This is a genomic window from Rhizobium mayense (assembly GCF_030272705.1).
GTDB classification, from domain to species: Bacteria; Pseudomonadota; Alphaproteobacteria; order Rhizobiales; family Rhizobiaceae; genus Rhizobium; species Rhizobium mayense.
This window is the reverse complement of record NZ_JARFYM010000020.1, coordinates 12,694-36,217: the sequence shown is the minus strand read 5'-3', so window position 1 is coordinate 36,217 and position 23,524 is coordinate 12,694. Positions and strand designations below refer to the sequence as shown.

Genomic DNA, 23,524 nt, shown 5'->3' with positions numbered 1-23,524 from the left:
AATGGAAAGCTTTGAGAAAGACTTGGACCCGACTGATCTGTCGATGATCGAGATTCTGCAGGAGGATGGGCGGATTTCCGTATCGGAACTCGGCCGCCGGGTAGGGCTTTCGCAGCCTGCCGCTTCGGAACGCCTGAAACGGCTGGAGGAGCGGGGCATTATCGCAGGCTATCGCGCCGTCGTCGATCCCGCTGCCGTCGGTCTCGGCATGATGGCCGTCGTCCGGCTGCGGACGACCCATGAGCACATACGCCCCTGCCTGAAGCAATTTTCGGAGATGCCGCAGATCATCGAGGTCCTGCGGCTGACCGGTGAAGATTGTTTCCTGCTCAAGGTCCTGGTGCCGACACCATCGGACCTTGAAACCATCGTCGATTCCATCGCTCGCCACGGCGCGGTGACCACGTCGCTGGTGTTGCGGAACGAGCCGGCGAAACTGATCGGCCGCGAACTCATCCGCAAGACGATGGTGCGTTGACCGCGCGCTTGAAGGAAGTGCTTCTCAGAAAGGCAGCTTGAAGCCGGGCGGGATCGGCAGGCCGGCCGTCAGTTCCCGGGTCTTTTCGGCGGCCAGCGCCTCGGCCTTTTCCTGGGCGTCCTTGCTTGCAGCGACGATCAGGTCCTCGAGGATTTCGACGTCGTCTTCCTTGAAGAGCGACGGATCGATCTTGATGGCCAGCATCTGGGCCTTGCCGTTCACAGTGACGGTAACGAGGCCGCCGCCGGCCTTACCCTCGGCCCGGATGTCGGCGATTTCCGCCTGCATCTTCTCCATCTTGGCCTGCATTTCCTTCACTTTGCCCATCATGCCCATGATGTCGCGCATCGTCGTTCGTCCTTCTTCTCGTCTCTTTGTCTTCTTGGATACAATCCAATTCGAAAACCGCTTTATGCGGCCTGTCGATCGGTATCATATCCCTAGGGCGCCGTGCGTCCATTTGAACGCACAAAGGTCGCTCTAGAATTCGATATCATCGCCCGGCAGGATGTCGCCGTCATCGGATTCGGCGGCTGCCGGAGCCGCGGTTTGTTCCTCTTCTTCCGCATCGGGCGCGCGAACGCGCACGTCGATGATCTTGGCACCCGGAAATTGCGATAGGATCGCCGCCACATCGGGGTCCTGGCGGGCATCGGCGACCCGCTGCTGCTGCGCGTTTACCTCGGCTTCCACCAGGGTCGGTTCGCCTTCGTCGCGGCTGAGGCTGACGATCCAATGGATGCCGGTCCATTCCTTCAGCTTGACGGCGAGTTCGTTCAGCAGCGTTCCCGGTGCGCCGGGCGTCAGGTTGACGTCGAGCCGGCCGGGCTCCAGCCGCACCGGGCGAACGAAGCTGCGCACCAGCGCCTTCAGTTTCGGATCGCGCTTCTGGCCGGCGAGTTCGGCGATATCGGCCATCGAATTGACGGGAACCAGCGGCTTCGGCGCTTCGGCGGGTTTTGACTCTATGCGGCCGACTGCCGGGGTGGTTTGCGGCTGAGTATTCGGAACTGATCGCAGCATGGCGACCGGCGCCGGTGGCGTGGGCGCAGGCCGCGGTTGCGCGGTTTCGACCGCGCGTGCCATGACATTGCCCTGGTAGGAGACCGGCGTTCCAACGCCGTTGCCGGCTGACGGAGCGGGCGACGGACGCGCGCCACCATTGCCATCAGAAAGCTCGGCAAGCCGCCGCGCCGCATCTTCCGGAGCCGGCAGATGGGCGGCGTGGGCCAGACGGATCAGCACCATTTCGGCGGCACCGGCCGTGCGGGCAGCGCTTTCAGTCTCCGGAATACCCTTCAGCAGCATCTGCCAGAAGCGCGATAGCGTGGTCACCGCCACGCCCTGCGCGAATTCGGCCGCCTTGGTACGCTCGACCTCGCTCAGCGACGGATCGTTGGCGGCATCGGGCACATATTTCAAGCGGGTGACGAGATGGGTGAAATCGGCAAGGTCGGTCAGCACGACGACGGGATTGGCGCCGGCTTCGTACTGGCTGTTGAACTCCGCCAAGGCGGCGGCGACATCGCCCCTGATGATATGGTGAAAGAGATCGACGATGCGGGCGCGGTCGGCGAGTCCCAGCATCGAGCGCACAGCTTCCGCCGCAACCACACCGCTGCCATGGGCGATTGCCTGGTCGAGCAGCGACAGCCCGTCACGGGCCGAACCTTCGGCGGCACGGGCGATCATGGCGAGCGCTTGCGGCTCGGCCTCGATGCCTTCCTTTGCGGCGATGGTGGTAAACAGGCCGACGAGATCGGAAGCGCTGATGCGGCGCAGGTCGAAACGCTGGCAACGCGACAGTACCGTGATTGGTACCTTGCGGATTTCGGTGGTGGCGAAGATGAACTTCACATGCTCCGGCGGCTCTTCCAGCGTCTTCAGCAGCCCGTTGAAGGCGGCAGTCGACAGCATGTGCACTTCGTCGATGATATAGACCTTGTAGCGTGCCGAGACCGGACGGTAACGCACCTGTTCGATGATTTCGCGGATATCGTCGATGCCGGTGTGCGAGGCGGCGTCCATCTCGATGACATCGACATGCCGGCCTTCCATGATCGCCTGGCAATGTTCGCCGGGTTCGCGCAGGTCGATGGTGGGCCGATCGACCGCGGCGGTCTTGTAGTTGAGGGCGCGCGCCAAGATGCGGGCCGTGGTCGTCTTGCCAACGCCGCGCACGCCGGTCAGCATATAGGCCTGGGCAATACGGCCGGTCTCGAACGCATTGGTCAGCGTGCGAACCATCGGCTCCTGACCGACCATCAGGTCGGTGAAATCCTTGGGTCGGTATTTGCGAGCCAGAACCCGGTAACCGGTGCCGGTCGAAGCGGCATCTTTTGCTTGTCGCTCGGTGTCGCTCATTGCCCTGCTTATTGCCCGCAGAAAGCCGGGCCTTGCTTTCGGAAAGGGTGGGAGGCTGGCACGATGACCCGTGCCGGGGCTCGTTAGGGCTGCTTCCTTCCGGACCTGACCCGGTTGGCGAGTGGCTCGTCCACCACCAACCTCCCGGATGCACATATCGGCAATATCGGCATCAAAAGCAAGCCAAGGTCAAAAAAAACTGCTAAACATTTGATAAAACACTGGAGGACAGCCCATTGCAGGATTTTGCGCTCGACGATCGTCTGGCGAATGACAGCGTTTCCGTTACGATTACCGGCCTTTGCGACGTGCGGCTGATGAAGGATTGCCGCTGGCCATGGCTGTTGTTGGTGCCCCGCCGGCCCGGCATATCGGAGATTTTCGACCTGACGCCGCTCGATCAGGTTCTGCTGACCTTCGAAACCAACAAGGTCGGCGCTGCCTTGAAGACGGTGACGGGAGCGACAAAAATCAACATCGGGGCTCTTGGAAATATCGTCCGACAGCTTCATGTTCATGTGATTGCGCGGTTCGAAGGGGACACGAACTGGCCCGGCCCGATATGGGGTCACGGCAGGGCAGAACCCTATGCGGACGAAGACATGAACAGCTTCATAGCCAAGTTGCGGGAAACGCTTTCACAATGAACCATTCCATCTTCTCTTCGGATGCCCCCCACCCGGAAGCCAGCAGCCTCACCGCCTTTGCGGAAAATCAGCTTGATCGGGATGCCGAGCACCGCGACGAGGAATCGATCGTGCATGCGCTCGCCAAGGAAGGCACGCATATCCTGGCCTTTGCCAAGGACAAGCTGGTCCTGAAACATGACGGCCAGGTGCTCGACCCGCTGTTTGCGCGCTACGAGCTGCAGGAGCTGGATCCGGACTGGGAAGCGGCGGTGCTGCTCGGCTACCGCAAGACCGGCGAGCCGCGGCTGGCCGTTCCGGTACGCATTAATGCCGACGAACTCGCCAGCCACTATAAGCCCGCCGACATGCGCTCGCTTTGGCGCGATCTCCTGCTCGAAGGCGAAATCCTCGGGGAAGCGGCACAAGGCATGAGCCTTATCCGCTGGAACAGCGACAACCGCTTCTGCGGCCGCTGTGGCTCGGTCATGGAACTCCGCATCGGCGGCTATAAGCGCGTCTGCACGGCCTGCGAACACATTATCTTCCCGCGCACCGATCCGGTCGTCATCATGCTGACGATCGACGAGGAGAGAAACCTCTGCCTGCTTGGCCGCAGCCATCATTTCGCGCCGGGCATGTATTCCTGCCTCGCCGGTTTCGTCGAGCCGGGCGAAACCATCGAGAATGCCGTGCGCCGCGAAACGCATGAGGAGTCCGGCATTCACATCGGCCGCGTACGCTATCATGCCTCGCAGCCCTGGCCGATGCCGCATTCCTTGATGATCGGCTGCTATGCCGAGGCGAAGTCGACAGAGATTCATATGGATGTCGCTGAGCTTGATGACTGCCGCTGGTTTACGCCGGAAGAGACGCTCGCCATGCTCGACCGCGTCGCGGCTTCCGGCAACACGTCTCCACCCAAGGGCGCCATCGCACATCGCCTGATGCGCGACTGGGTGGAATGGAAGCGATAGGCGCTCGTCATGGCGCGCTCGGAACGGCTGCTGACCCTATTGCAGACGCTCAGGCGCTACCGACGTCCCGTCAGCGGCGCGACCCTCGCCGACGAAACCGGCGTCAGCCTGCGCACTCTTTACCGTGATATCGCCAGCCTGCAGACGCAGGGCGCCATGATCGAAGGCGAGCCTGGCATCGGCTATGTTCTGAAGCCCGGCTTCATGCTGCCGCCGATGATGTTTTCGCAGGACGAGATCGAGGCGCTGGTGCTGGGGTCGCGATGGGTGGCAAGGGCAACCGATTCGCGACTGGCAGCAGCCGGAGCCGACGCTCTTGCCAAGATCGCCGCCGTGCTGCCCGCCGAAATGCGCGAGGCGGTCGATCAGGCGGCCGTGGTCGTCGCCACACGCCGCATAACGGAGGATAAGGCCGATCTTTCTCTGATGCGCAAGGCAATCCGCACCGAGCGCATGGTGCAATTGACCTATGGCGACGTGAACGGCGCCATTTCGACAAGGCGCATCTGGCCCTTCGCGCTCGGTTATTTCGACAATGCGCGCATCATCATGGCCTGGTGCGAGCTGCGCCAGGATTTTCGCCATTTCCGCGCCGACCGCATCATCGATTTTGCAGTGCTCGAGGCGCGCTACCCACGCCGCCGTGTTACGCTCGCAAGGGAATGGCATGCCCGGGAGGGCATGCTTCACGATTGATCCTCAAGAGCAATGCTACTGCCAGAAACTGTCAGTAGCTACGACTATGATGGGCACCATCCCAAACAGGAAGGAGGACCGATCATGGCAAGCCACGCTTTCATCGTCACGAAACAAGCGCATCGCGGCATCAACGAGGTGCGCAAAGGCAAAGATCTTTCAATGTCGGCATGGCCGCTCCGCCTTCTGCGGGGCGCACTTCACTATTTTGCCGGCAGCCGGAATCGCCTCGATATCGAGGGTGCGCCGGATGCTATGAAGCGCGATCTGGGCTTTCTGGACGGCTGTGTGCCGTACCGTGAGGAAGAACGGATGCACTAAACGCATCCTCATAAGCATTCAATCCGCTGACAATGCCATCACCGGCAGGCTCCGCCTGGCCTGCCGGACCGCATCCTTCATGCTCTTATATCCCTGTGAAACGAGAGGAATATCCAAATGACAAGCCCGAATCTCATCATCTTCTACGTCAAAGATCCGGCTGAAAGCGTGCCTTTCTATCGCGACCTGCTCGGCTGCGAACCAGCCGTTGCCTCGCCGAATTTCGCTGCCTTCCCGCTTGACAATGGTTTCACCCTCGGCCTCTGGCGCCGCAGCAGCGTCGAGCCGCAGCCGTCCGCCATCGGCAGCCGCGGCGAACTCGCATTCATGGTCGAGGGCGAAGGCGCAGTCGCGGAGCATTACAAGGACTGGAAATCCCGCGGCCTGCCGATCGCGCAGGAGCTCACGACGCTCGATTTCGGCCCGACCTTCGTCGTACTCGATCCCGACGGCCATCGGTTGAGGGTTTGTGAGCCGGATAAGTGAATGCGGCCTAGCCATCCGCCCTCGTGGTTCGAGGCTGCAGCCCTTTGGGCTTTCGCACCTCACCATGAGGGCTGATCTTATGCGCCCACCAAATAGTTTGCTCCGCCTCATCCTGAGGCGCGGAGTTCGAAGAGGGAAGCCTCGAAGGACGAGGTGGCCTCCGAGACAGTCCGGCTTAAAGATCGCCCCGCATCGGATGACCTCTGTAGACGCCCAGAATGCGGACTTTTTCGGAAAAGAACCGCAATTCCTCCAGCGCACGGCGCACATTCGGATCGGACGGATGGCCCTCGATGTCGGCATAGAACTGCGTCGCTACAAAACGGCCGCCGAGCTGATAGCTTTCGAGCTTCGTCATGTTGATGCCGTTGGTCGCGAAGCCGCCGAGCGCCTTGTAGAGCGCAGCCGGAATGTTGCGTACATTGAAGACGAAGGTGGTGACGATCTTTTCCTCGGGCGAGCCGCGCTGCGCCCAGTTTTCGTCTCGCGACAGCACGACGAAGCGCGTCACGTTGCTTTCGGTGTCCTCGACATTTTCGGCAACGATTTCGAGCCCGTAGAGGTCGGCCGCCAGCCGCGGCGCGAGGGCGGCCATGGTGCGGTCGCCGGTTTCCTGCACGAGCTTGGCCGCGCCCGCCGTATCGCCGGCGATGATGGGCTTCCAGCCATTGGCGCGCACGATCTTGCGGCATTGGCCAAGCGCATGGATGTGGCTGTGCACCGTGCGGATCTCTTCCTTCTTCACGCCGGGCAGGACCATGAGCTGGAAGTGGATCGGCATGAAATATTCGCCGACGATGTGCAGCCGCGATTCGGGCAGCAGATGGTGGATATCGGCGACGCGGCCGGCGATCGTGTTTTCGATCGGGATCATGCCGAGATCGGCCTCGCCATTGTCGACGGCGGTGAAGGCGTCCTCAAAGGTCTGGCAGGGCAGCGGCTCCATCGTCGGGAACATGTCGAGGCTGGCCATATGGGAATTGGCGCCATAGTCGCCCTGAAAAGAGATTCTGTTGGTCTTGGTGATCATTGGGACTGCCTTTGGGGGAAATTCCGTCAGAGAGAGGCGCCGGAAAGGATGCGGCGGGCCTTTTCGAGGTCGCCGGGAGTATCGACACCGAGCGGTATCGTGTCAACGATCTCGACATCGATGCGCATGCCCGCTTCGAGCGCCCGCAATTGCTCCAGTGATTCGCGCTTTTCCAGCGGCGAAGGGCCGAGGCTGACGAATTTCTCCAGCGCTGCGCGGCGATAGGTGTAAAGGCCGATGTGATGATAAAGCGGCCCCGCGCCGTAAGGCGCCGTAGCACGGGTAAAATAAAGCGCGCGCATGCGTTTGTCCGAAAGAGCGGAGCCGACCACCTTGACGACGCTCGGCTTGGTCTTCTCTTCTTCATCGGCGATCTCGACGGTAAGTGTCGCGATGTCGACGGCAGGATTTTCGAGCGGGCGCAGCGAAGCGCGGATAGTCTCGGGATCGATGGTCGGCAGATCGCCCTGGACATTGATGACGATCTCGGCGCGACCATCGGGATCGACGGCTTTCAGCGCCTCGTAGATGCGGTCGGAGCCGGATTGATGGTCCTGGCGGGTCATGACGACTTCAAACCCGGCTTTGGCCACCGCGGCGAAAGTATCGTCGTGGTCGACGGCGACAACGATGCGACCGATCGCCGCCTCGCGTGCGCGTTTGGCAACCTGTACGATCATGGGCAGACCGCAGATATCGGCGAGCGGTTTGCCCGGCAGGCGGGTGGAGGCCATCCGGGCAGGAATGAGCACCAGCGTCTTGTCTAACTTGGGATCTGTCATTGTTGGGCCTTCTATTCCCGCCGGAAAAGTGTCAAAAAGTCTCACGGTGGAGACCGTATAGAGAGTTGCAACAAACCGCCAAAAGACATAGGTTTCGCGCGAATTCAAGATGGGCCGGCAGCCGCTGCCGGGGCGAGGGGAGCATAGCAGATGAATTCATCCTACGTGAACATGGGTGTCGGGGCACTTCTAGCCACACTTTTTGTGCTGAAGTCCGTGTCGCTCGCGTCGGGATTTATTTTCCATTCTGAAGCGCCGGAAAAGCCGGGCTTCGCAATTGTCGTCGCTGAAGATACGTCCGCTGCAGCAGGCGGCAAGGCAGCCGCCGCCAAGCAGGAAACGCCGATCGCGCAATTGCTGCAAAAGGCCGACGCCAAGGCCGGCGAATCGATCTTCAAGAAGTGTCAGGCCTGTCATGACGGCACAAAGGGTGGGCCGAACAAGGTCGGCCCGAATCTCTTTGGTGTGGTCGATCGTCCGGTCGCCTCGCATGAAGGTTTTGGCTATTCCTCTGCCATGAAGGATTTCTCCAAGGGCAGCAGCGAGAAGTGGACCTACGATCATCTTTACCATTTCCTCGAAGCTCCGAAGAAATTCATCCCAGGAACGGCGATGGGCTTTGCCGGTCTGCCGAAAGAAGAAGATCGCGCCAATGTCATCGCCTATCTGCGCACCCTGGCCGACACGCCCGAGCCGCTGCCTGACGCGAACGCCCCGGCGCCGGCAGCGACGAACTAAGCTGCCTCAAGAGAACACGTGCAAAAGCCCGGTCGTCTCGGCCGGGCTTTTGCATGCATTTCAGCCACTCAAGCGACGTGCTTGCGCGTGCGCATCTTCTGATCGAGGTCGAAGACTTTGAGCCCGTCCTCGACGCTCGGCGGCATGCGCCAGTCCTCGGAGATCAGCGCTTTGCGGCAGTCGCGCAGGCCGGCCTGCCAATGCTCGTGCATCGATAAAGCCGAAAATTCGTAGTCCTTCGAATGGGAGCGGAACTGCTTGTTGCGGTAGATCAGGTGGATGATCGTGACGCCGTAGTCGGAGCAATTTTCCTGCAGCTTCTGGATTTCCGGGTCAGCCTTCGCCTCTTCGGGCAGTCGCGCGTAGAGCTCCGAGATCGTGCGGCGCAGCTGGTGCCGTTCGAGAAAAAGATCGGTGTTGAGTCGGGTGCGGCTTGAATAGGTAATGTCCTTGCGCCGCTCCTCCACTTCCTCGAGGTCCTGCGGCAACGGGCCGGTAGCGCTGAAAAGATCGACCTGGAAAACGACCGTGTCGACACCGGCGCCGTTCCTCAGCACATAGGTCAGCGGCGTGTTCGAAACCAGTCCGCCGTCCCAGTAGTATTCGTTGCCGATCTTGATCGCCGGAAAGCCGGGCGGTAGCGCACCGCTTGCCATGACGTGTTCGGGCTTGATCTTGATGTCCCTGTTGTCGAAGTAGGCGAAATTGCCCGTTCGGACATTGACGGCACCGAGGCTCAGTCGCACCGGGCCGTGGTTGATGCGGTCGAAATCGACATGGTCGAGCAGGGTCTGGCGCAGCTGCTCGGTGTCGTAAACGCTGGTCGCGCCCGCCGAACCCCGCGACTGAAACCACGAAGGGATCTGCCAGGGAGAAAAGAAGCCGGGTACGCCGAACGTCGACACCCACCAACTGCTGACCGTGCGATAGAAATGGTTGGTTTCCCGCTGCCTTTCCATGAAGAGGTCGACTGGCAACTGCACGCTGACCTTGTTCCAGAAGGAACGCAGCTTCTCCAGCCGCTGGCCTGGCACGTTGCCCGCCATAATCGAGGCGTTGATCGCGCCGATCGAGATACCGGCGATCCAATCCGGCTCGATGTCGACTTCCCTCAACGCCTCGAAAGCGCCGGCTTGATAGGAGCCCAAAGCGCCGCCGCCCTGCAGGACGAAGACCCTTTGCGCATAGGCCGAAGCGGGATTGGTGGTGACTGGAGCTGCAATATTCATGGTGCCATCCTTTGCTGCGCTCCAACCTTAAGGGCGGGACTGCGCGAATATATGACCATTTTCCTGCCTGTTACTCCAAGAGCGGAGATATATCGTCGCGGTGCTTGGGCGGCGAACTCATGCAAGATCGCTTTGCGCCTTTTTGGAAATCATATCCTAGCCGAGCATATAGGCCCAAAGTGACACTGTGAGTGCACCGAGCGCTGTCGTCAGCGTAATCGTCGATGCAGCGAGACTGTGACCGACGCCGAAGCGATTGGCAATGAGCCAGGCGTTCACACCTGTTGGAACCGAAGAGGTGAGCACGAGCGCCTTTCGCCATTCCGGGCTAAGGCCGAGAAGGTAGCCGGCCGCAAGCACGCAGGCCGGCAGCAACAGGAGCTTGAAGGCGGACGTGACGCTGGCAATGCCGAGATTGCCGGAAAGTCCGTATTGCCTCAGCGCCATGCCGAGTGAAATCAACGCAGCCGGGCCCGCGATTTTGGCGATGTCACCGACCACGGTGCCGAGCGTCGTCGGCAATGAAATGCCGATAAGGTGCACGACAAGGCCGGCGAACAGCCCGACGACCAATGGATTGCGCACCAGGTTTCTGCCGACCTGCTGCAGGACCTCCGCTATGCTCCGCCCGGAACCGCCGTTCTGCTTCCGCTCGGCCTGCTCCATCAGCATCGTACCGGCGATCATCATGACCGGCAGATGCACGGCAAGCAGGATCGACATTGCCACGATACCGTCAGGACCGACGGCGCGGCCCACCAGCGGCAGGCCAATGAAGATATTGTTGGCGAAGGCGGACGAGACACCGGCGAGCACCCCGATTCGCGCGTCGCGCCCGAACAGCCGCGTCGCCGCGAGGTGGCCGGCTGTCCAGGCGACCGTCACGCCGGCAAAATAGGCGATCCACAGCCGAAACGGCGAGGCTCCATGAAAATCCGCTTCAGCAATAGTCTGAAACAACAGCAGCGGCACCGCGACCTTGAAGACGAACTCGCTCATCGCCTCGCCGACGCTGGCTGACAATATGCCGGCGCGCACGATTACCCAGCCAATGAGGATCAGCACGAAAATTGGCAGGACATCGGAGAGGATTTCGGACATGCCGGGCGAGGGAGCTGCAAACTGGCGGGAACTTGGGATGTGATCCCGAAGTTGTAGCAGCTTGCCGCATCATGAGAAGCCGAAAAGCGGGCAAAAACAAAAAAAGCGGGGCTCGCCCGCTTTTCCGCACCCGGCTCCCGCCGACGTCCTCCCGGTGCACAAGCCGCCAGTTCATCCGTGGTCGGCGCGCGTACCGGTGAGGCGGAAGGTATCATACCTTCCCAGGACTGGCGTGGATGCCTTGTCCGCATCCCATGCCAGATCACTTGATAAGTATTTACAGATGGAAAGTGACAGCCAAATGACTGGTTGAGATTTAGTTACCGCATGGAACGCCGATTTTCCTTCCAAACTTCGGAAAAACCGCTAATACCGGATACCGGCTATCACCAATACCGGGACCCCCTTTTTGATGACTCGTTTCGATGTACTGACTGTTGGCAATGCTATCGTCGACATTATCTCCCGCTGCAATGATCAATTTCTGATCGATAATAAGATCACCAAAGCCGCGATGAACCTCATCGATGCCGAGCGGGCCGAGTTACTCTATTCGCGCATGGGTCCGGCACTCGAAGCCTCCGGCGGCAGCGCCGGCAATACGGCAGCAGGCGTTGCGAATTTCGGCGGCAGGGCGGCCTATTTCGGCAAGGTGGCAGAAGACCAGCTGGGGGAAATCTTCGCCCACGACATCCGCGCCCAGGGCGTGCGCTACGAAACCAAGCCGAAGGGCACGTTCCCGCCGACCGCCCGTTCCATGATCTTCGTCACCGAGGACGGCGAGCGTTCGATGAACACCTATCTCGGTGCTTGCGTCGAGCTTGGTCCGGAGGACGTCGAGGCCGATATCGTTGCCGACGCGAAGGTCACCTATTTCGAAGGCTATCTCTGGGACCCGCCGCGCGCCAAGGAAGCGATTCGCGAATGCGCCCGCATTTCCCACGCCAATGGCCGGGAAATGTCGATGACCCTGTCCGACAGCTTCTGCGTCGGCCGTTATCGCGAGGAATTCCTCGATCTCATGCGCTCCGGCACCGTCGATATCGTCTTTGCCAACCGCGACGAGGCATTATCGCTCTATGAGACGCATGATTTCGAGAAGGCATTGAAGCTGATTGCAGCCGATTGCAAGATCGCAGCCGTGACAACGGGCAAGGATGGCGCCGTCATCGTGCGCGGCAGCGAACGCTATGTCGTCGATGCCCATCCGATCGAGGAGCGTGTCGATACTACCGGCGCCGGCGATCTTTTCGCCGCTGGTTTCCTGTTCGGCTATACGCAGGGTCGTACCCTCGAAGACTGCGGCAAGCTTGGCAACCTCGCCGCAGCTATCGTCATCGAGCAGATCGGCCCTCGGCCGATGCGGTCACTCTCGGAAGCCGCGAAGGAATTCGGGCTTCTTTAATAGGCCCACCTCTTAGCCCACGCTGGAATCGAAAGCCGCCCGCTGCAGTCCGTTGCGGGCGGCTTTTTTATTGGATAATCAAAGCCGGCTAAGGAGCTCGATGGTTCCAGCCTCATGCAGGATGAGTATTCCAAGGCCGACGAGGATGAACGGCACGATCCGATGTCCAAATCGTCTGATCGGTGCGCCTATCGTGCGATGGTTGACCAGGAAGTGTGCTGCGCCGAGCCATAAAGCCGTCAGCAGGGTGAAGACGATACCGACGATGGCAATCTGATCGATCGTTCGCGTGGCGAATACTGGAGTATAAATGCCGATGTTATCGCCACCGTTCGCAATCGTCACCGCGGCGACAGCGGCGATCTTGCCGTGCCCGGCGGACGCCTTTTCATGATCTTCAGGATCATCATCGGCTTCGGAGCCTTTCCGCAATGTCCACAGCTTCTGCAGGCCGAGAAAGATCGGTATCAAGCCAAGGAGACCCATATAGGCAGCGGGAATGATGAGAGAGATCAAAGAGGCCAGCACGCTCGCGCCGTAAAGGGCGGCAATGCCCAGATACTGGCCGATGACGACCTGCCGTGGGCGGAATTTGGGGTCCGCAAAAAATCCGAGCAGCACAAAAATATCATCGACATTCGTCGATGCAAAAAGGACGACGGCTATGCCGAGGGTTCTGAACAAATAATCCATGATCACCGCTTTCCGCTTTTGATGCTCCGATGCATCGTCGCGTCGGAAAAGTCACGCAGTCGCGGCTACCATAGAATTTTGAGGACTATCTTTTTACTTGAAAGCTTCACCGGGATAAGCGCCCCAGATTTCGGATTGCGCCACCCAGCCTTCAGTACCGTCGGCGGTCGCCAGGCACCAGTCGCCGGTGCATTCGCGGATATTCATCATCACGCCCGGCTGGAGCTTGGCAATGACGGTGCTCGACGGCTGCGCGTCGCGGCGCATGTTGACGAAGACTGCTTTGCCCTTGCCCTTCATCCACGGCGCGGCGATGGCCGAGCGCTGGCCGGACAACAACGATTGGTTGACCCAGCCTTCGGTGCCGTCGGCATCACGCACGCGGCGCCAATTGTCGTATTCCTGGATGATCTCGACCGGCAATCCCTGCTTGAGATAGAGCCATGACACCGCATAATCCGCGCTCGGGCCGACACGCAGGTTGACGCGCTTCGACTTCAGGGTGACGAACCGCGGCAGCGGCAGTCCGCTCGGGCCCTTGGCGGCCTGCGCCGCGGCAATATCGGCGGTGGCGACGGCCATCATCAGGCCGATCGCGAAAACAGCGCAGGACTTCAGTACTTTGCCACGCATAGGGATTTCCGTTCGCTCATCATGACCAAGGCGGCGTATCGTTCCGGTTTATCGGCAAATCCCTGCGCCGCGCCCACGAGTTTTATTTGTCTTCGCCTGCGGGTCTGGTAGAAATGCTCGGAACGGGAAAATTATCCTGCTTCTTGGTTAAGAACATCTGAACAAGGCATCGCCGGTCGCCATGACGACGAAGAAAAAACCGAAGGTCTATATCACGCGTAAACTGCCGGATGCAGTGGAGACGCGGATGCGCGAACTCTTCGATGCCGAACTCAACATTGACGATACGCCGCGCACGCATGCCGAGCTTGTCGAGGCCGTCCGGTCCGCCGATGTGCTGGTGCCGACCGTCACGGATCGCATCGATGCCGCATTGATCGAGGAAGCCGGGCCGCAGATGAAGCTGATTGCCAGCTTTTCGAACGGCACGGATCATATCGACGTCGAAGCCGCTGCCCGCAGGGGAATCACGGTGACCAATACGCCGAATGTTCTGACCGAAGACACGGCCGACATGACCATGGCATTGATCCTCGCCGTGCCTCGCCGCCTCGCCGAAGGTGCGCGGGTGCTGACGGACAAGCCCGGCGAATGGGCCGGCTGGTCACCCACCTGGATGCTCGGCCGCCGCATTCACGGCAAGCGTATCGGCATCGTCGGCATGGGCCGCATCGGCACTGCTGTCGCCCGCCGCGCCAAGGCCTTTGGCCTATCCATTCACTACCACAACCGCAAGCGCGTCAGCATGACGACCGAAGACGAGCTTGAGGCGACATATTGGGACAGCCTCGATCAGATGCTTGCCCGCGTCGACATCGTGTCAGTCAACTGCCCGTCAACGCCGGCGACCTTTCATCTGATCTCGGCGCGCCGTCTGGCGCTGCTGCAGCCGACCAGCTACATCGTCAACACGGCGCGTGGCGATGTCATCGACGAGACGGCGCTGATCAAGATTCTGCGCGAGGGCAAGATCGCCGGCGCCGGCCTCGACGTCTTCGAAAACGAACCGGCCGTCAATCCGAAGCTGGTGAAGCTCGCCAACGAGGGCAAAGTCGTGATACTGCCGCATATGAGCTCGGCCACCCTCGAAAGCCGGATCGATATGGGCGACAAGGTCATCATCAATATCCGCGCCTTCATCGACGGCCATCGCCCGCCGAATCGCGTCCTGCCGTTTCGCTGAATTAAGTCAGGACCTTGCGCATCTCGATCGACGTCGTGCGATCGAAACCCGCATGGCGGCTCTCGGCGGTTTTGGCGAATCCCCACTTGGCAAAGGTCGCATGGTTGCCGACGAGCTCGATCCGCGTTTCCAGTTGCAGCACATCAAGTCCGAGCTCCTGTGCCGTTGTCTCCGCAAGTTTCAGCAAGCGCCTGCCAATTCCCTTGCCCTGCGCGGCCGGCAAAACAGCGAGCTTGCCGATATAAAGGCTGCTCGGCTCTAGACGGCAAAATATACAGCCGGCTAATCGGTCTCCGTCGAGTGCGACATAGGCAATTTCGTTCCTCGTTTTTTCTCTGAGGAATTGCGGGGTCAGCGACAGCGCCGAGGAGGGCGGATCGATCAATCCGGTCATATAGGCGAAGGAAGCGAGAATGAGCTCAAGCAGTTCCTCCCAGCGGTCGAAGCTGTCGTCGAGACGCTGAAAGCTGATATCGGTCATTCGGCCGCGGTTCGGGCGCGTTTGCGACGGTAGCGGATGGTCTCGAAGCGGGCGGCAAGCCCGTCATAGAGCAGAAGGCGTCCGATCAGCGGCTCGCCGATCCTGGTGATGAGCTTGATTGCCTCCATCGCCATCAGCGTGCCGATGACGCCAGTCAGCGCGCCGATGATACCGGCCTCGGAGCAGGCGGGAATAAGGCCTTCGGGCGGAAGCGTCGGGAAGAGGTCGCGATAACCAGGGTTCGGTGTGCCGTCGGAATTGGTCTCGTAAGGCTTCAACGTCGTCAGCGAGCCGTCGAACCGGCCGACTGCGCCGGTCACCAACGGCAGGCGCGCCAACTCGGCTGCGTCGGCTGCGGCATAGCGTGTGTCGAAATTGTCGGAGCCGTCGATGATCAGATCGAACCCGGCGAGGTGTCGCGCGGCGGTCTCGATGGAAAAACGTTCCTCGAATCGGATAGTGCGCACATGCGGGTTCAGCCGCGCAATGGCGCCTGCCGCACTTTGCGTCTTCAGCTCGCCGATCGTGCCGGTATCGTGGATCACCTGCCGCTGCAGGTTGGAGAGCGAGACGCGGTCGTCATCGGCAATTCCAAGCGTACCGACGCCGGCGGCGGCGAGATATTGCAAGACCGGTGTACCGAGCCCGCCGGCGCCGATCACCAAAACTCGTGCCGCTTTAAGTTTCTGCTGCCCAGCGCCACCCACTTCGGGGAGCAGGATGTGGCGCTGATAGCGGGCGATTTCGTCTGAGGTCAAAGGATCCATGGCGATGATATTATCACGCTCTGCGGAAAATTCTCCGCTTATGACTTCGAAATACCGCCATGCGCGACAGTAAAGAATTGCGCCCGTTCGCCGAGCGCTGAAAACATCGCCTTGTCGGTGCCGGTCATGAAGGCCTGGCCGCCGAGCCCGTCGATCAGGTCAAACAGAGCGGCGCGCCGGCCCTCGTCCAAATGCGCGGCGATTTCGTCCAGCAGCAGGATTGGCGCGTGGCCAGTCAAGTTGCCGACGAGGCGGGCATGGGCGAGGATAAGGCCGACGAGCAGGGCCTTCTGTTCGCCCGTCGAGCAGCGCTCGGCCTCCATATGTTTCTCTCGATGAAGCACCAGGAGATCGGCCCGGTGCGGACCGTCAAGCGTGCGTCCGGCGGCCGCGTCGCGATAGCGTCCCTCGCGCAGCATCTCCGCATAACTGTCCTCGAGATCGACGGCCGGGCGATCGAATTGCCCGTCGAGGAAGCCGGAGAGCTCGAGCGCGGCGGATGGAAAGGGCGTCGCTTCACGTGTTTCGGCGATCAGCCGCGAGAGAAGGCCGAGCATCTCCTGCCGGGCGAGCGCCATGGCGATGCCGAGGCTCGCCATCTGCTCCTCGATGGCGGCAAGCCAGGACGGATCGAATCGGCCTTCGGCGAGCAATTTGTTGCGGCTGCGCATGGCGCGCTCGAAATCGCTGGCGCGACGGCCATGCGCCGGATCGAGCGACAATACCAGCCGGTCGAGGAAACGGCGCCGGTCGGAAGAGCCGCCAGTGAATAGCCCATCCATGGCCGGTGTCAGCCAAAGCACGCGCAGATGGTCGGTCAACTCGTCCACCGTCTTGGCCGGCGTGCCGTTGATCCTGAGCTTGCGCGCCGTCGCCTCGTCGGTCGCGTCGACGCCGGTACCGATTTCGACCCCGCCGTCCATACCCTCCAGCTCCGCGAAGATCGAAAAGCCGCCGGATGCGCCGACTCGAATGACATCCGTATAGGCTGCGCGCCGGAGGCCGCGCCCCGGCGAGAGGAAGGAGACCGCCTCCATCAGGTTGGTCTTGCCGGCGCCATTGTCGCCGGTCAGCACGACATGCCGCTCGTCAAGCGCAAGCGCCGCCGCCGCATAATTGCGGAAGTCGGTCAGCTTCAGGCGCGAGATGAAAACCTTGTGCGGCATCGGGCATCCGGATTCGTGTCGAAGGGGAGGGGTATGCCGAACCCTGCCTTAGTGCAAGGTTTTTGCCGAAGGCTAAGACAGGTGGAGCGACTGTAGGGGCCACCCTCGTCCTTCGACAGGCTCAGGATGAGGGTGGGTTTAGCTTCGTCACGCCGACAATTTACACCATAGCGAACCTGCAAGGCTGAAGGTGGAGTGGACCGCAAGCTGAGCGCGAGGATCAGCCCTCATGGTGAGGAGGCCCAAAGGGCCGTCTCGAACCACGAGGGCGGGTGATTCGCCCCCCAAAAAATCCGGCCGAATCATCGGCCGGATTCATGTGAAACAATTTGATTCGCCGCTCAGTCGCTGAACGTATCGAAGAAATCCTTCATGCGGGCGAAAAAGCCCGTTGATTCGGGATTGTTGTCCTTCGAGGAGATCTGTTCGAATTCCTGCAGCAGCTCGCGCTGGCGCTTGGTGAGCTTTTGTGGCGTTTCGATCTGGATCTGGATGTACAGATCACCGACCTGGCTGGAGCGCAACACCGGCATGCCCTTCGCCTTGAGGCGGAATTGCTTGCCGACCTGCGTACCTTCGGGAACGGTGACGCGCGATTTCGTGCCGTCGAGCGTGGCAACATCGAAAGTGCCCCCAAGAGCGGCGGTCGTCATTGAGATTGGCACGGCGCAATAGAGATCTGCGCCATCGCGCTGGAAGAACTCATGCGGCTTTACGGAGAGGAAGATATAGAGATCGCCCGAAGGCCCGCCGCGCAATCCGGCCTCGCCTTCGCCCTGCAGGCGGATGCGCGTGCCATCTTCGATGCCGGCCGGGATGTTGACCGAGAGCGAACGCTCTTCGGTTACGCGGCCCTGGCCATGACATTTGGTGCAGGGATCGGGAATGATTTGGCCGCGGCCATGGCAGGTCGGGCAGGTGCGCTCGACCGAGAAGAAACCCTGCGCGGCGCGTACCCGGCCCGAACCCTGGCAGGTGCCGCAGGTCTTCGGCTGCGTGCCCGGCTTGGCGCCGGAGCCGGAACAGACGTCGCAGGTGATCGAGGTCGGCACGCGAATCTGCGCGGTCTTGCCGGCAAAGGCCTCTTCCAGCGAGATTTCCATGTTGTAGCGAAGATCGGCGCCGCGTTCGCGACCGCCGGAGGAGCGTCCGCGCGAGCGTCCGCCACCCATCATCTCGCCGAAAATATCTTCGAAAATGTCGGAGAAGCCACCGCCGCCGAAGCCGCCGCCGCCAAAACCGCCGCCACCGCCCATGCCACCATGCTCGAAGGCCGCATGGCCATAACGATCATAGGCCGCGCGCTTCTGCGGATCCTTGAGCGTCTCGTAGGCTTCGTTGATTTCCTTGAACTTTCGCTCGGCGTCCTTATCCTCCGGATTCTTGTCCGGATGAAATTTCATCGCTAACTTGCGGAAAGCGCTCTTGAGCTCTTTTTCGTCCGCCGTTCTGGCGACACCCAACGTGTCGTAAAAGTCCGCTTTTGCCATTAAGGAATCGACCCCGGAAATGTATTTCCGGCTGCCCGAAGGCAGCCGGAGCTAAGTTTCAGCAAAACCACTTAAGGCTCGCTTTATGCAGACCGCTTGCGGTCGTCCTCGTCCTTGATTTCCTCGTAGTCGGCATCGACGACGTCGTCATGGCCGCCTGCCGAGGCATCAGCGGTAGAGCCTTCCGCCTGCTGGGCTTCATAAATCGCCTGGCCGAGCTTCATGGACACTTCCATGAGCGTCTGGGTCTTGGCCTTGATGTCTTCGGCGTCCGGCTCGGAAGCTTCGGTCGCGGCCTTCAGCGCTGCGATCGCCTCGGAGATCGCGTTACGGTCGGCTTCGGTGACCTTGTCGCCATAATCCTTCAGCGACTTTTCGCTGGAGTGGATCAGGCTTTCGGCCTGGTTCTTGGCTTCCACGCCTTCGCGGCGCTTCTTGTCCTCGGCAGCGTGTGCCTCGGCGTCCTTGACCATCTTTTCGATGTCGGCGTCAGAGAGGCCGCCGGAAGCCTGAATGCGAATCTGCTGTTCCTTGCCGGTGCCCTTGTCCTTGGCCGAAACCTGGACGATGCCGTTGGCGTCGATATCGAAGGTGACTTCGATCTGCGGTACGCCACGCGGAGCCGGCGGCAGGCCGACGAGGTCGAACTGGCCGAGCAGCTTGTTGTCGGCAGCCATTTCGCGCTCGCCCTGCGAAACGCGGATGGTCACGGCCGACTGGTTGTCGTCGGCGGTCGAGAAGGTCTGCGACTTCTTCGTCGGGATCGTCGTGTTACGCTCGATCAGACGGGTGAAGACGCCACCCAGCGTTTCGATGCCGAGAGACAGCGGGGTCACGTCGAGCAGCAGGACGTCCTTGACGTCGCCCTGCAGAACGCCGGCCTGGATGGCAGCGCCGAGAGCGACGACTTCATCCGGGTTGACGCCCTTGTGCGGATCCTTGCCGAACAGCTGCTTGACGACTTCCTGAACCTTCGGCATGCGGCTCATGCCGCCGACGAGAACGACTTCATCGATCTCGGCAGCTGTAACGCCAGCATCCTTGAGAGCGGCCTTGCAAGGCGCGATGGTGCGCTGAACGAGGTCGTCGACCAGGCTTTCCAGCTTGGCGCGGGTCAGCTTCAGCGTCAGGTGCTTCGGACCGGTGGCGTCTGCCGTGATGAAGGGCAGGTTGATTTCGGTCTGCTGCGAAGAGGACAGCTCGATCTTGGCCTTTTCAGCAGCTTCCTTCAGGCGCTGCAGAGCGAGTTTGTCGCCCTTGAGGTCGATGCCGTTGTCCTTCTTGAACTCGGCAACGAGATATTCGACGAGACGCATGTCGAAGTCTTCACCGCCGAGGAAGGTATCGCCGTTGGTCGACTTCACTTCGAAGACGCCGTCGCCGATTTCCAGGATGGAGATATCGAAGGTGCCGCCGCCAAGGTCGTAAACGGCGATCGTCTTGCCATCCTTCTTGTCGAGGCCGTAGGCGAGCGCGGCAGCGGTCGGCTCGTTGATGATGCGCAGGACTTCAAGACCAGCGATCTTGCCGGCATCCTTGGTTGCCTGGCGCTGCGCGTCGTTGAAGTAGGCGGGGACGGTAATAACGGCCTTTTCGACCTTTTCGCCGAGATAGGATTCGGCGGTTTCCTTCATCTTCTGAAGGATCATTGCGGAAACTTGTGCGGGCGAATAGCCCTTGCCCTGTGCCTCGACCCAGGCGTCGCCGTTGTCACCGCGGACGATCTTGAAGGGAACGAGGTGCTTGTCCTTCTCGACGGTCGGATCTTCGTAGCGGCGGCCGATGAGGCGCTTGACAGCGAAGAGGGTGTTGGTGGGGTTGGTGACCGCCTGGCGCTTGGCCGGCTGGCCAACGAGGCGTTCGCTATCGTCCGTGAAGGCTACCATGGAAGGGGTGGTGCGGGCGCCTTCGGCATTCTCGATCACTTTCGCGTCCTTGCCGTCCATGACGGCGACGCAGGAATTCGTGGTTCCAAGGTCGATACCAATTACTTTTGCCATGTCATTCTCTCCTTGAAGCAAGCTATCGGAACCCCTGTCAGGCATTCCATTGACAGCCCCTTACGGGATGGTCTTGAGGATTGCGCAGCCATGACTGCGGTGATGCCGCGTATATAAGTAGCGGTTTTACTGACTGCAAGGCAGGAAATCATCCGGAATCCAGCAAAACGAATGGTTTGTCGCGCAAATTCCACAGTGTCACAATCAGGTTGTGAGCCTGTGGAATTCGCGCGACCATCTATCAGATCAGCCTTGCCGCGGCCATGCAAGCGGCAATGCTAAGAATCGCTGCTTATTGTCCGAGAATGACATCCAGAAGCGAGGAGCGGTGCCGCCGCACCGTCGCCGTCGTCGGGCCGGGATCGCCGATATCGGCAGGCGGGATATCCCCGGTGTCGTAAGTGTTCGAGCTATAGGGATTGCTGTTGTCTGCGAGGCCCGCGGGCGGCAAGTCTTCGGGTTCGTCGTTCACTGCTGCCTGATTGACTGGCTGTTGCTGCTGCCGGATCGGTTGCTGCGCCGGCCGTTGCTGGATCATCGGCTGGCTCTGCTGTTGCGCAGCCTGCCCGCCGTTGCCGCCGATCGCACCGGAGATGATGGCGCCGATCGTCGTTGGCTGTTGGGCATTCGGCGCGGATGCTGCCACCGGCACGCCATTGTCGATAACCTGGCCGCCGCCGAAGATCGGGGTCGGCGTCAGGCCCTTATGGGCGGCAACCATGAATTCCTTCCAGGCCCTGGCCGGTAGCCCACCGCCGGTCACCTTTTTCATCGATTTGCCATCGTCATTGCCGAACCAGACGCCGGTTGTCAGATGGCTGGTGAAACCGACGAACAGCGCATCGCGGAAGGATTGCGTCGTGCCGCTCTTGCCGGCCGCTTGCCAGCCGGGAATACGCGCAGCCTTGCCGGTACCGAAATTGATGACGCCGGTCATCATGCTATTCATGTTGGTAACGACATCAGGGTTCAGGACCCGCGGCGGACTTTCGAAATTCGCCTGGTAGAGCACCTTGCCGGAGGCAGTCGTCACCTTGGTGATGACGTGCGGCGTCGCCTTGTAGCCGCCGTTCATGAAAGAGGCATAGGCTGAAGTCAGCTCCAGCAGCGAGACTTCCGATGTGCCGAGCGCGATCGAGGCATTGGCCTGCAGGTCGGATTCGATGCCAAGGCGATGTGCGACTTTGACCACCTGCTCCGGTCCGACTTCCATAGCAAGTTGGGCGGCAACTGTGTTCAGCGAATGGGCCACGGCAGTGGCGAGCGTCACCGGCCCGTTATATTTCTGCTCGTAATTCTCCGGCGCCCAATTGCCGATCTTCACCGGCGCGTCGTTGCGGATCGAGTTCGGCGTCAGGCCCATCTCCAGCGCGGCGGTATAGACGAAAGGCTTGAAGGCGGAGCCCGGCTGGCGCTTGGCCGTGACGGCGCGGTTGAACTGACTCTGCGCATAGTCCCGGCCGCCCACCAGCGCGCGGATGGCGCCTGTCCCGTCCACGGAGACGAGCGAGGCCTGCGAGGCATTGAGTTTCTTGCCGTCCTTGGCGAGAACGTCGTTCAGCGCTTGTTCGGCCTTCTGTTCCAGCGGCATGTCGATCGTGGTGTCGACGGTCACATCCTCTTTGACATCGCCGCCGATCAGGCCGGGAAGCTGGTCCATGACCATGTCCGCGATATAGTTCTGCGCGCCGCTCCAATAGCTTTTCGACCGCGTCGGCGGCTGCGACATCGCCGTTTTGATGTCGGCCTCGCTGATGTAGCCCTGGTCGCGCATCGCTTGCAGCACGAGCTGGGCGCGGGCCTCGGCGGCCGCCGGATCGCGGGCCGGCGACAGCTTCGACGGCGCCTTGACGAGGCCGGCGAGCATGGCCGCTTCGCCGAGATTCACGTCGCGGGCCGATTTGTTGAAATAGCGCTGCGCCGCCGCCTCGACGCCATAGGCGTTCGCGCCGAAGTAGACGCGGTTCAGGTACATCGCCAAGATCTGGTCCTTGGTGAACTTGTGCTCCAGCCAGATGGCAAGCAGGACTTCCTGCACCTTACGCTCCAGCGTGCGCTCCGGCGACAGGAAGAGATTCTTGGCGAGTTGCTGCGTCAGCGTCGAGCCGCCCTGGACGGCATGGCCGGTCAGCACGTTCGTCACCACCGCACGGCCGAGGCCGATCGGATCGAAGCCGAAATGCGAATAGAAGCGGCGGTCCTCGATGGCGATGATCGCCTCGGGAATGTAGGGGGACATGTCGTTCAGCGTCAAAGCCTCGCCGCCGGTCGCGCCGCGATTGGCGATGATGCTGCCGTCGAGATCGGCGATTTTCACGTTTGGCGGCCGGGCGGGAATGGCCCAGGTGCTGGCGTTTGGCATGCGCGATCCGTAATAGACCACGAGGCCGGCGGCGCCGATGCCGGCCCAGATGCAGAGCACGATGCCCCAATAGATCACCGAGCGGACGAAGCCGAAGAAGCCGCCGCCACGCGCGCGCCGCGGCTGCTTGCGACGGCTCTTGGCGCGGCGCGGCCTGTCCTCCTGGGGATCCTCGCCACCGCGTCCGGAAGAGCGCCCGCCGCCGGCAATCCGTTCGCCGGCGCTGAATCCATCATCGCCGCGTTCCTGACCGCTAGAAAAGGAGGGCTCTATCCTCTGGGGTGATCTGCTTTTGCCTGCCATTGCGGACCGGTCGTACCCCCGATGGTTCCATATTTCAATGTCTCATGCCGGGGCCGCCACACGCCCGCCTGTCGCACGCAATCGCTTCGGCGTCAAAGTGCCGGGTTGAACTGTAAATGCGGCGATTTAAGGAGGGATTAAATTTTAGTTTGCCGTCGCTTGAAGGAGAGCCGGCCCCTAGGGCGGAAGGTGCAGGACACGTTACCTAGACGG

At 61.1% G+C, this 23,524-nt stretch carries 23 protein-coding genes and 1 other RNA gene; 9 read left to right on the top strand and 15 right to left on the bottom strand.

Annotated features, from left to right (window positions below):
• The first annotated feature begins 1 nt into the window (after nt 1).
• Entirely contained in the window at nt 2–478 is a 477-nt protein-coding gene (locus PY649_RS21755) for an Lrp/AsnC family transcriptional regulator (protein ID WP_285870761.1), read from the top strand.
• A 24-nt stretch (nt 479–502) separates the two neighbouring features.
• Here PY649_RS21755 and PY649_RS21750 read toward each other — a convergent pair whose 3' ends face one another.
• From PY649_RS21750 to ffs, 3 genes are all read right to left on the bottom strand, one after another.
• The gene (locus tag PY649_RS21750; protein ID WP_285870760.1) at nt 503–826 is read right to left on the bottom strand and encodes a YbaB/EbfC family nucleoid-associated protein; all 324 of its coding nucleotides are present in this window, start codon (nt 824–826) and stop codon (nt 503–505) included.
• Between the two features lie 132 nt (nt 827–958).
• On the bottom strand, nt 959–2,842 hold the full coding sequence (locus PY649_RS21745; protein WP_285870759.1) for a DNA polymerase III subunit gamma/tau: 1,884 nt from the start codon (nt 2,840–2,842) through the stop codon (nt 959–961).
• Between the two features lie 47 nt (nt 2,843–2,889).
• Nucleotides 2,890–2,987: signal recognition particle sRNA small type (ffs, locus tag PY649_RS21740), an RNA gene on the bottom strand.
• Nucleotides 2,988–3,078: 91 nt separating this feature from the next.
• Between ffs and PY649_RS21735 the strand changes: the two genes are divergently transcribed.
• The 5 genes from PY649_RS21735 (at nt 3,079) to PY649_RS21715 (ending at nt 5,948) form a co-directional block, all read left to right on the top strand.
• Entirely contained in the window at nt 3,079–3,489 is a 411-nt protein-coding gene (locus PY649_RS21735; RefSeq protein ID WP_285870758.1) for an HIT family protein, read from the top strand.
• Complete coding sequence (gene nudC / locus PY649_RS21730) at nt 3,486–4,445, top strand: NAD(+) diphosphatase (RefSeq protein ID WP_285870757.1); 960 nt, start codon at nt 3,486–3,488, stop codon at nt 4,443–4,445. Before PY649_RS21735 ends, nudC begins: the two co-directional genes overlap by 4 nt.
• Before the next feature lie 9 nt (nt 4,446–4,454).
• Nucleotides 4,455–5,141: a helix-turn-helix transcriptional regulator gene (locus tag PY649_RS21725; RefSeq protein WP_285870756.1), complete on the top strand. Its 687-nt coding sequence runs from the start codon at nt 4,455–4,457 to the stop codon at nt 5,139–5,141.
• Between the two features lie 84 nt (nt 5,142–5,225).
• Nucleotides 5,226–5,462, top strand: a complete 237-nt coding sequence (locus PY649_RS21720; RefSeq protein WP_285870755.1) for a hypothetical protein — start codon at nt 5,226–5,228, stop codon at nt 5,460–5,462.
• 117 nt (nt 5,463–5,579) lie between these two features.
• Entirely contained in the window at nt 5,580–5,948 is a 369-nt protein-coding gene (locus PY649_RS21715) for a VOC family protein (RefSeq protein ID WP_285870754.1), read from the top strand.
• A gap of 175 nt (nt 5,949–6,123) precedes the next feature.
• On the opposite strand, the gene PY649_RS21710 is transcribed toward PY649_RS21715, so the two are convergent.
• Nucleotides 6,124–6,978 (bottom strand): prephenate dehydratase, encoded by an 855-nt coding sequence (locus tag PY649_RS21710; protein WP_285870753.1) that lies wholly within the window; start codon nt 6,976–6,978, stop codon nt 6,124–6,126.
• Nucleotides 6,979–7,004: 26 nt separating this feature from the next.
• Nucleotides 7,005–7,760, bottom strand: a complete 756-nt coding sequence (locus tag PY649_RS21705) for a 3-deoxy-manno-octulosonate cytidylyltransferase (RefSeq protein ID WP_285870752.1) — start codon at nt 7,758–7,760, stop codon at nt 7,005–7,007.
• 150 nt (nt 7,761–7,910) lie between these two features.
• On the opposite strand from PY649_RS21705, the gene PY649_RS21700 reads away from it, so the two are divergent.
• Nucleotides 7,911–8,498 carry a c-type cytochrome gene (locus PY649_RS21700; protein WP_285870751.1) on the top strand — a complete coding sequence of 196 codons (588 nt, stop codon included), beginning with the start codon at nt 7,911–7,913 and terminating at the stop codon, nt 8,496–8,498.
• A gap of 68 nt (nt 8,499–8,566) precedes the next feature.
• Here PY649_RS21700 and PY649_RS21695 read toward each other — a convergent pair whose 3' ends face one another.
• Both PY649_RS21695 and PY649_RS21690 read right to left on the bottom strand, forming a co-directional pair.
• Nucleotides 8,567–9,727, bottom strand: coding sequence for a patatin-like phospholipase family protein (locus PY649_RS21695; protein WP_285870750.1), 1,161 nt, complete (start codon nt 9,725–9,727; stop codon nt 8,567–8,569).
• 156 nt (nt 9,728–9,883) lie between these two features.
• Nucleotides 9,884–10,828 carry an AEC family transporter gene (locus PY649_RS21690; protein WP_285870749.1) on the bottom strand — a complete coding sequence of 315 codons (945 nt, stop codon included), beginning with the start codon at nt 10,826–10,828 and terminating at the stop codon, nt 9,884–9,886.
• Nucleotides 10,829–11,240: 412 nt separating this feature from the next.
• Here PY649_RS21690 and PY649_RS21685 point away from each other — a divergent pair, with 412 nt between their 5' ends.
• Complete coding sequence (locus PY649_RS21685) at nt 11,241–12,233, top strand: adenosine kinase (RefSeq protein ID WP_285870748.1); 993 nt, start codon at nt 11,241–11,243, stop codon at nt 12,231–12,233.
• Nucleotides 12,234–12,311: 78 nt separating this feature from the next.
• Here the strand turns inward: PY649_RS21685 and PY649_RS21680 are convergent, their stop codons facing one another.
• Nucleotides 12,312–12,926, bottom strand: coding sequence for a cadmium resistance transporter (locus tag PY649_RS21680; protein WP_285870747.1), 615 nt, complete (start codon nt 12,924–12,926; stop codon nt 12,312–12,314).
• A 93-nt stretch (nt 12,927–13,019) separates the two neighbouring features.
• Nucleotides 13,020–13,559, bottom strand: coding sequence for an SH3 domain-containing protein (locus PY649_RS21675; protein ID WP_285870746.1), 540 nt, complete (start codon nt 13,557–13,559; stop codon nt 13,020–13,022).
• 181 nt (nt 13,560–13,740) lie between these two features.
• Between PY649_RS21675 and PY649_RS21670 the strand changes: the two genes are divergently transcribed.
• Entirely contained in the window at nt 13,741–14,742 is a 1,002-nt protein-coding gene (locus tag PY649_RS21670; protein ID WP_285870745.1) for a 2-hydroxyacid dehydrogenase, read from the top strand.
• Nucleotide 14,743: 1 nt separating this feature from the next.
• Here PY649_RS21670 and PY649_RS21665 read toward each other — a convergent pair whose 3' ends face one another.
• The 6 genes from PY649_RS21665 to PY649_RS21640 all read right to left on the bottom strand — a co-directional run bounded on the left by PY649_RS21665 (nt 14,744) and on the right by PY649_RS21640 (nt 23,311).
• A complete protein-coding gene (locus tag PY649_RS21665) occupies nt 14,744–15,223 on the bottom strand; it encodes a GNAT family N-acetyltransferase (RefSeq protein ID WP_285870744.1) in 480 nt (159 codons plus the stop codon).
• Nucleotides 15,220–15,990, bottom strand: a complete 771-nt coding sequence (locus PY649_RS21660; RefSeq protein WP_285870743.1) for a molybdopterin-synthase adenylyltransferase MoeB — start codon at nt 15,988–15,990, stop codon at nt 15,220–15,222. Before PY649_RS21660 ends, PY649_RS21665 begins: the two co-directional genes overlap by 4 nt.
• A gap of 38 nt (nt 15,991–16,028) precedes the next feature.
• Nucleotides 16,029–17,156, bottom strand: coding sequence for a DNA replication/repair protein RecF (recF, locus tag PY649_RS21655; protein ID WP_285870742.1), 1,128 nt, complete (start codon nt 17,154–17,156; stop codon nt 16,029–16,031).
• 341 nt (nt 17,157–17,497) lie between these two features.
• Entirely contained in the window at nt 17,498–18,646 is a 1,149-nt protein-coding gene (gene dnaJ / locus PY649_RS21650) for a molecular chaperone DnaJ (RefSeq protein ID WP_285870741.1), read from the bottom strand.
• Between the two features lie 83 nt (nt 18,647–18,729).
• A complete protein-coding gene (gene dnaK, locus PY649_RS21645; RefSeq protein ID WP_285870740.1) occupies nt 18,730–20,646 on the bottom strand; it encodes a molecular chaperone DnaK in 1,917 nt (638 codons plus the stop codon).
• A gap of 292 nt (nt 20,647–20,938) precedes the next feature.
• Complete coding sequence (locus PY649_RS21640; RefSeq protein ID WP_285870739.1) at nt 20,939–23,311, bottom strand: transglycosylase domain-containing protein; 2,373 nt, start codon at nt 23,309–23,311, stop codon at nt 20,939–20,941.
• Between the last annotated feature and the right edge of the window lie 213 nt (nt 23,312–23,524).

Coding starts and splice junctions, on each gene's coding strand:
- PY649_RS21755 (WP_285870761.1), top strand. CDS start 2: ATGGAAAGCTTTGAGAAAGACTTGGACCCGACTGATCTGTCGATGATC.
- PY649_RS21750 (WP_285870760.1), bottom strand. CDS start 826: ATGCGCGACATCATGGGCATGATGGGCAAAGTGAAGGAAATGCAGGCC.
- PY649_RS21745 (WP_285870759.1), bottom strand. CDS start 2,842: ATGAGCGACACCGAGCGACAAGCAAAAGATGCCGCTTCGACCGGCACC.
- nudC (WP_285870757.1), top strand. CDS start 3,486: ATGAACCATTCCATCTTCTCTTCGGATGCCCCCCACCCGGAAGCCAGC.
- PY649_RS21725 (WP_285870756.1), top strand. CDS start 4,455: ATGGCGCGCTCGGAACGGCTGCTGACCCTATTGCAGACGCTCAGGCGC.
- PY649_RS21720 (WP_285870755.1), top strand. CDS start 5,226: ATGGCAAGCCACGCTTTCATCGTCACGAAACAAGCGCATCGCGGCATC.
- PY649_RS21715 (WP_285870754.1), top strand. CDS start 5,580: ATGACAAGCCCGAATCTCATCATCTTCTACGTCAAAGATCCGGCTGAA.
- PY649_RS21710 (WP_285870753.1), bottom strand. CDS start 6,978: ATGATCACCAAGACCAACAGAATCTCTTTTCAGGGCGACTATGGCGCC.
- PY649_RS21705 (WP_285870752.1), bottom strand. CDS start 7,760: ATGACAGATCCCAAGTTAGACAAGACGCTGGTGCTCATTCCTGCCCGG.
- PY649_RS21700 (WP_285870751.1), top strand. CDS start 7,911: ATGAATTCATCCTACGTGAACATGGGTGTCGGGGCACTTCTAGCCACA.
- PY649_RS21695 (WP_285870750.1), bottom strand. CDS start 9,727: ATGAATATTGCAGCTCCAGTCACCACCAATCCCGCTTCGGCCTATGCG.
- PY649_RS21690 (WP_285870749.1), bottom strand. CDS start 10,828: ATGTCCGAAATCCTCTCCGATGTCCTGCCAATTTTCGTGCTGATCCTC.
- PY649_RS21685 (WP_285870748.1), top strand. CDS start 11,241: ATGACTCGTTTCGATGTACTGACTGTTGGCAATGCTATCGTCGACATT.
- PY649_RS21680 (WP_285870747.1), bottom strand. CDS start 12,926: ATGGATTATTTGTTCAGAACCCTCGGCATAGCCGTCGTCCTTTTTGCA.
- PY649_RS21675 (WP_285870746.1), bottom strand. CDS start 13,559: ATGCGTGGCAAAGTACTGAAGTCCTGCGCTGTTTTCGCGATCGGCCTG.
- PY649_RS21670 (WP_285870745.1), top strand. CDS start 13,741: ATGACGACGAAGAAAAAACCGAAGGTCTATATCACGCGTAAACTGCCG.
- PY649_RS21665 (WP_285870744.1), bottom strand. CDS start 15,223: ATGACCGATATCAGCTTTCAGCGTCTCGACGACAGCTTCGACCGCTGG.
- PY649_RS21660 (WP_285870743.1), bottom strand. CDS start 15,990: ATGGATCCTTTGACCTCAGACGAAATCGCCCGCTATCAGCGCCACATC.
- recF (WP_285870742.1), bottom strand. CDS start 17,156: ATGCCGCACAAGGTTTTCATCTCGCGCCTGAAGCTGACCGACTTCCGC.
- dnaJ (WP_285870741.1), bottom strand. CDS start 18,646: ATGGCAAAAGCGGACTTTTACGACACGTTGGGTGTCGCCAGAACGGCG.
- dnaK (WP_285870740.1), bottom strand. CDS start 20,646: ATGGCAAAAGTAATTGGTATCGACCTTGGAACCACGAATTCCTGCGTC.
- PY649_RS21640 (WP_285870739.1), bottom strand. CDS start 23,311: ATGGCAGGCAAAAGCAGATCACCCCAGAGGATAGAGCCCTCCTTTTCT.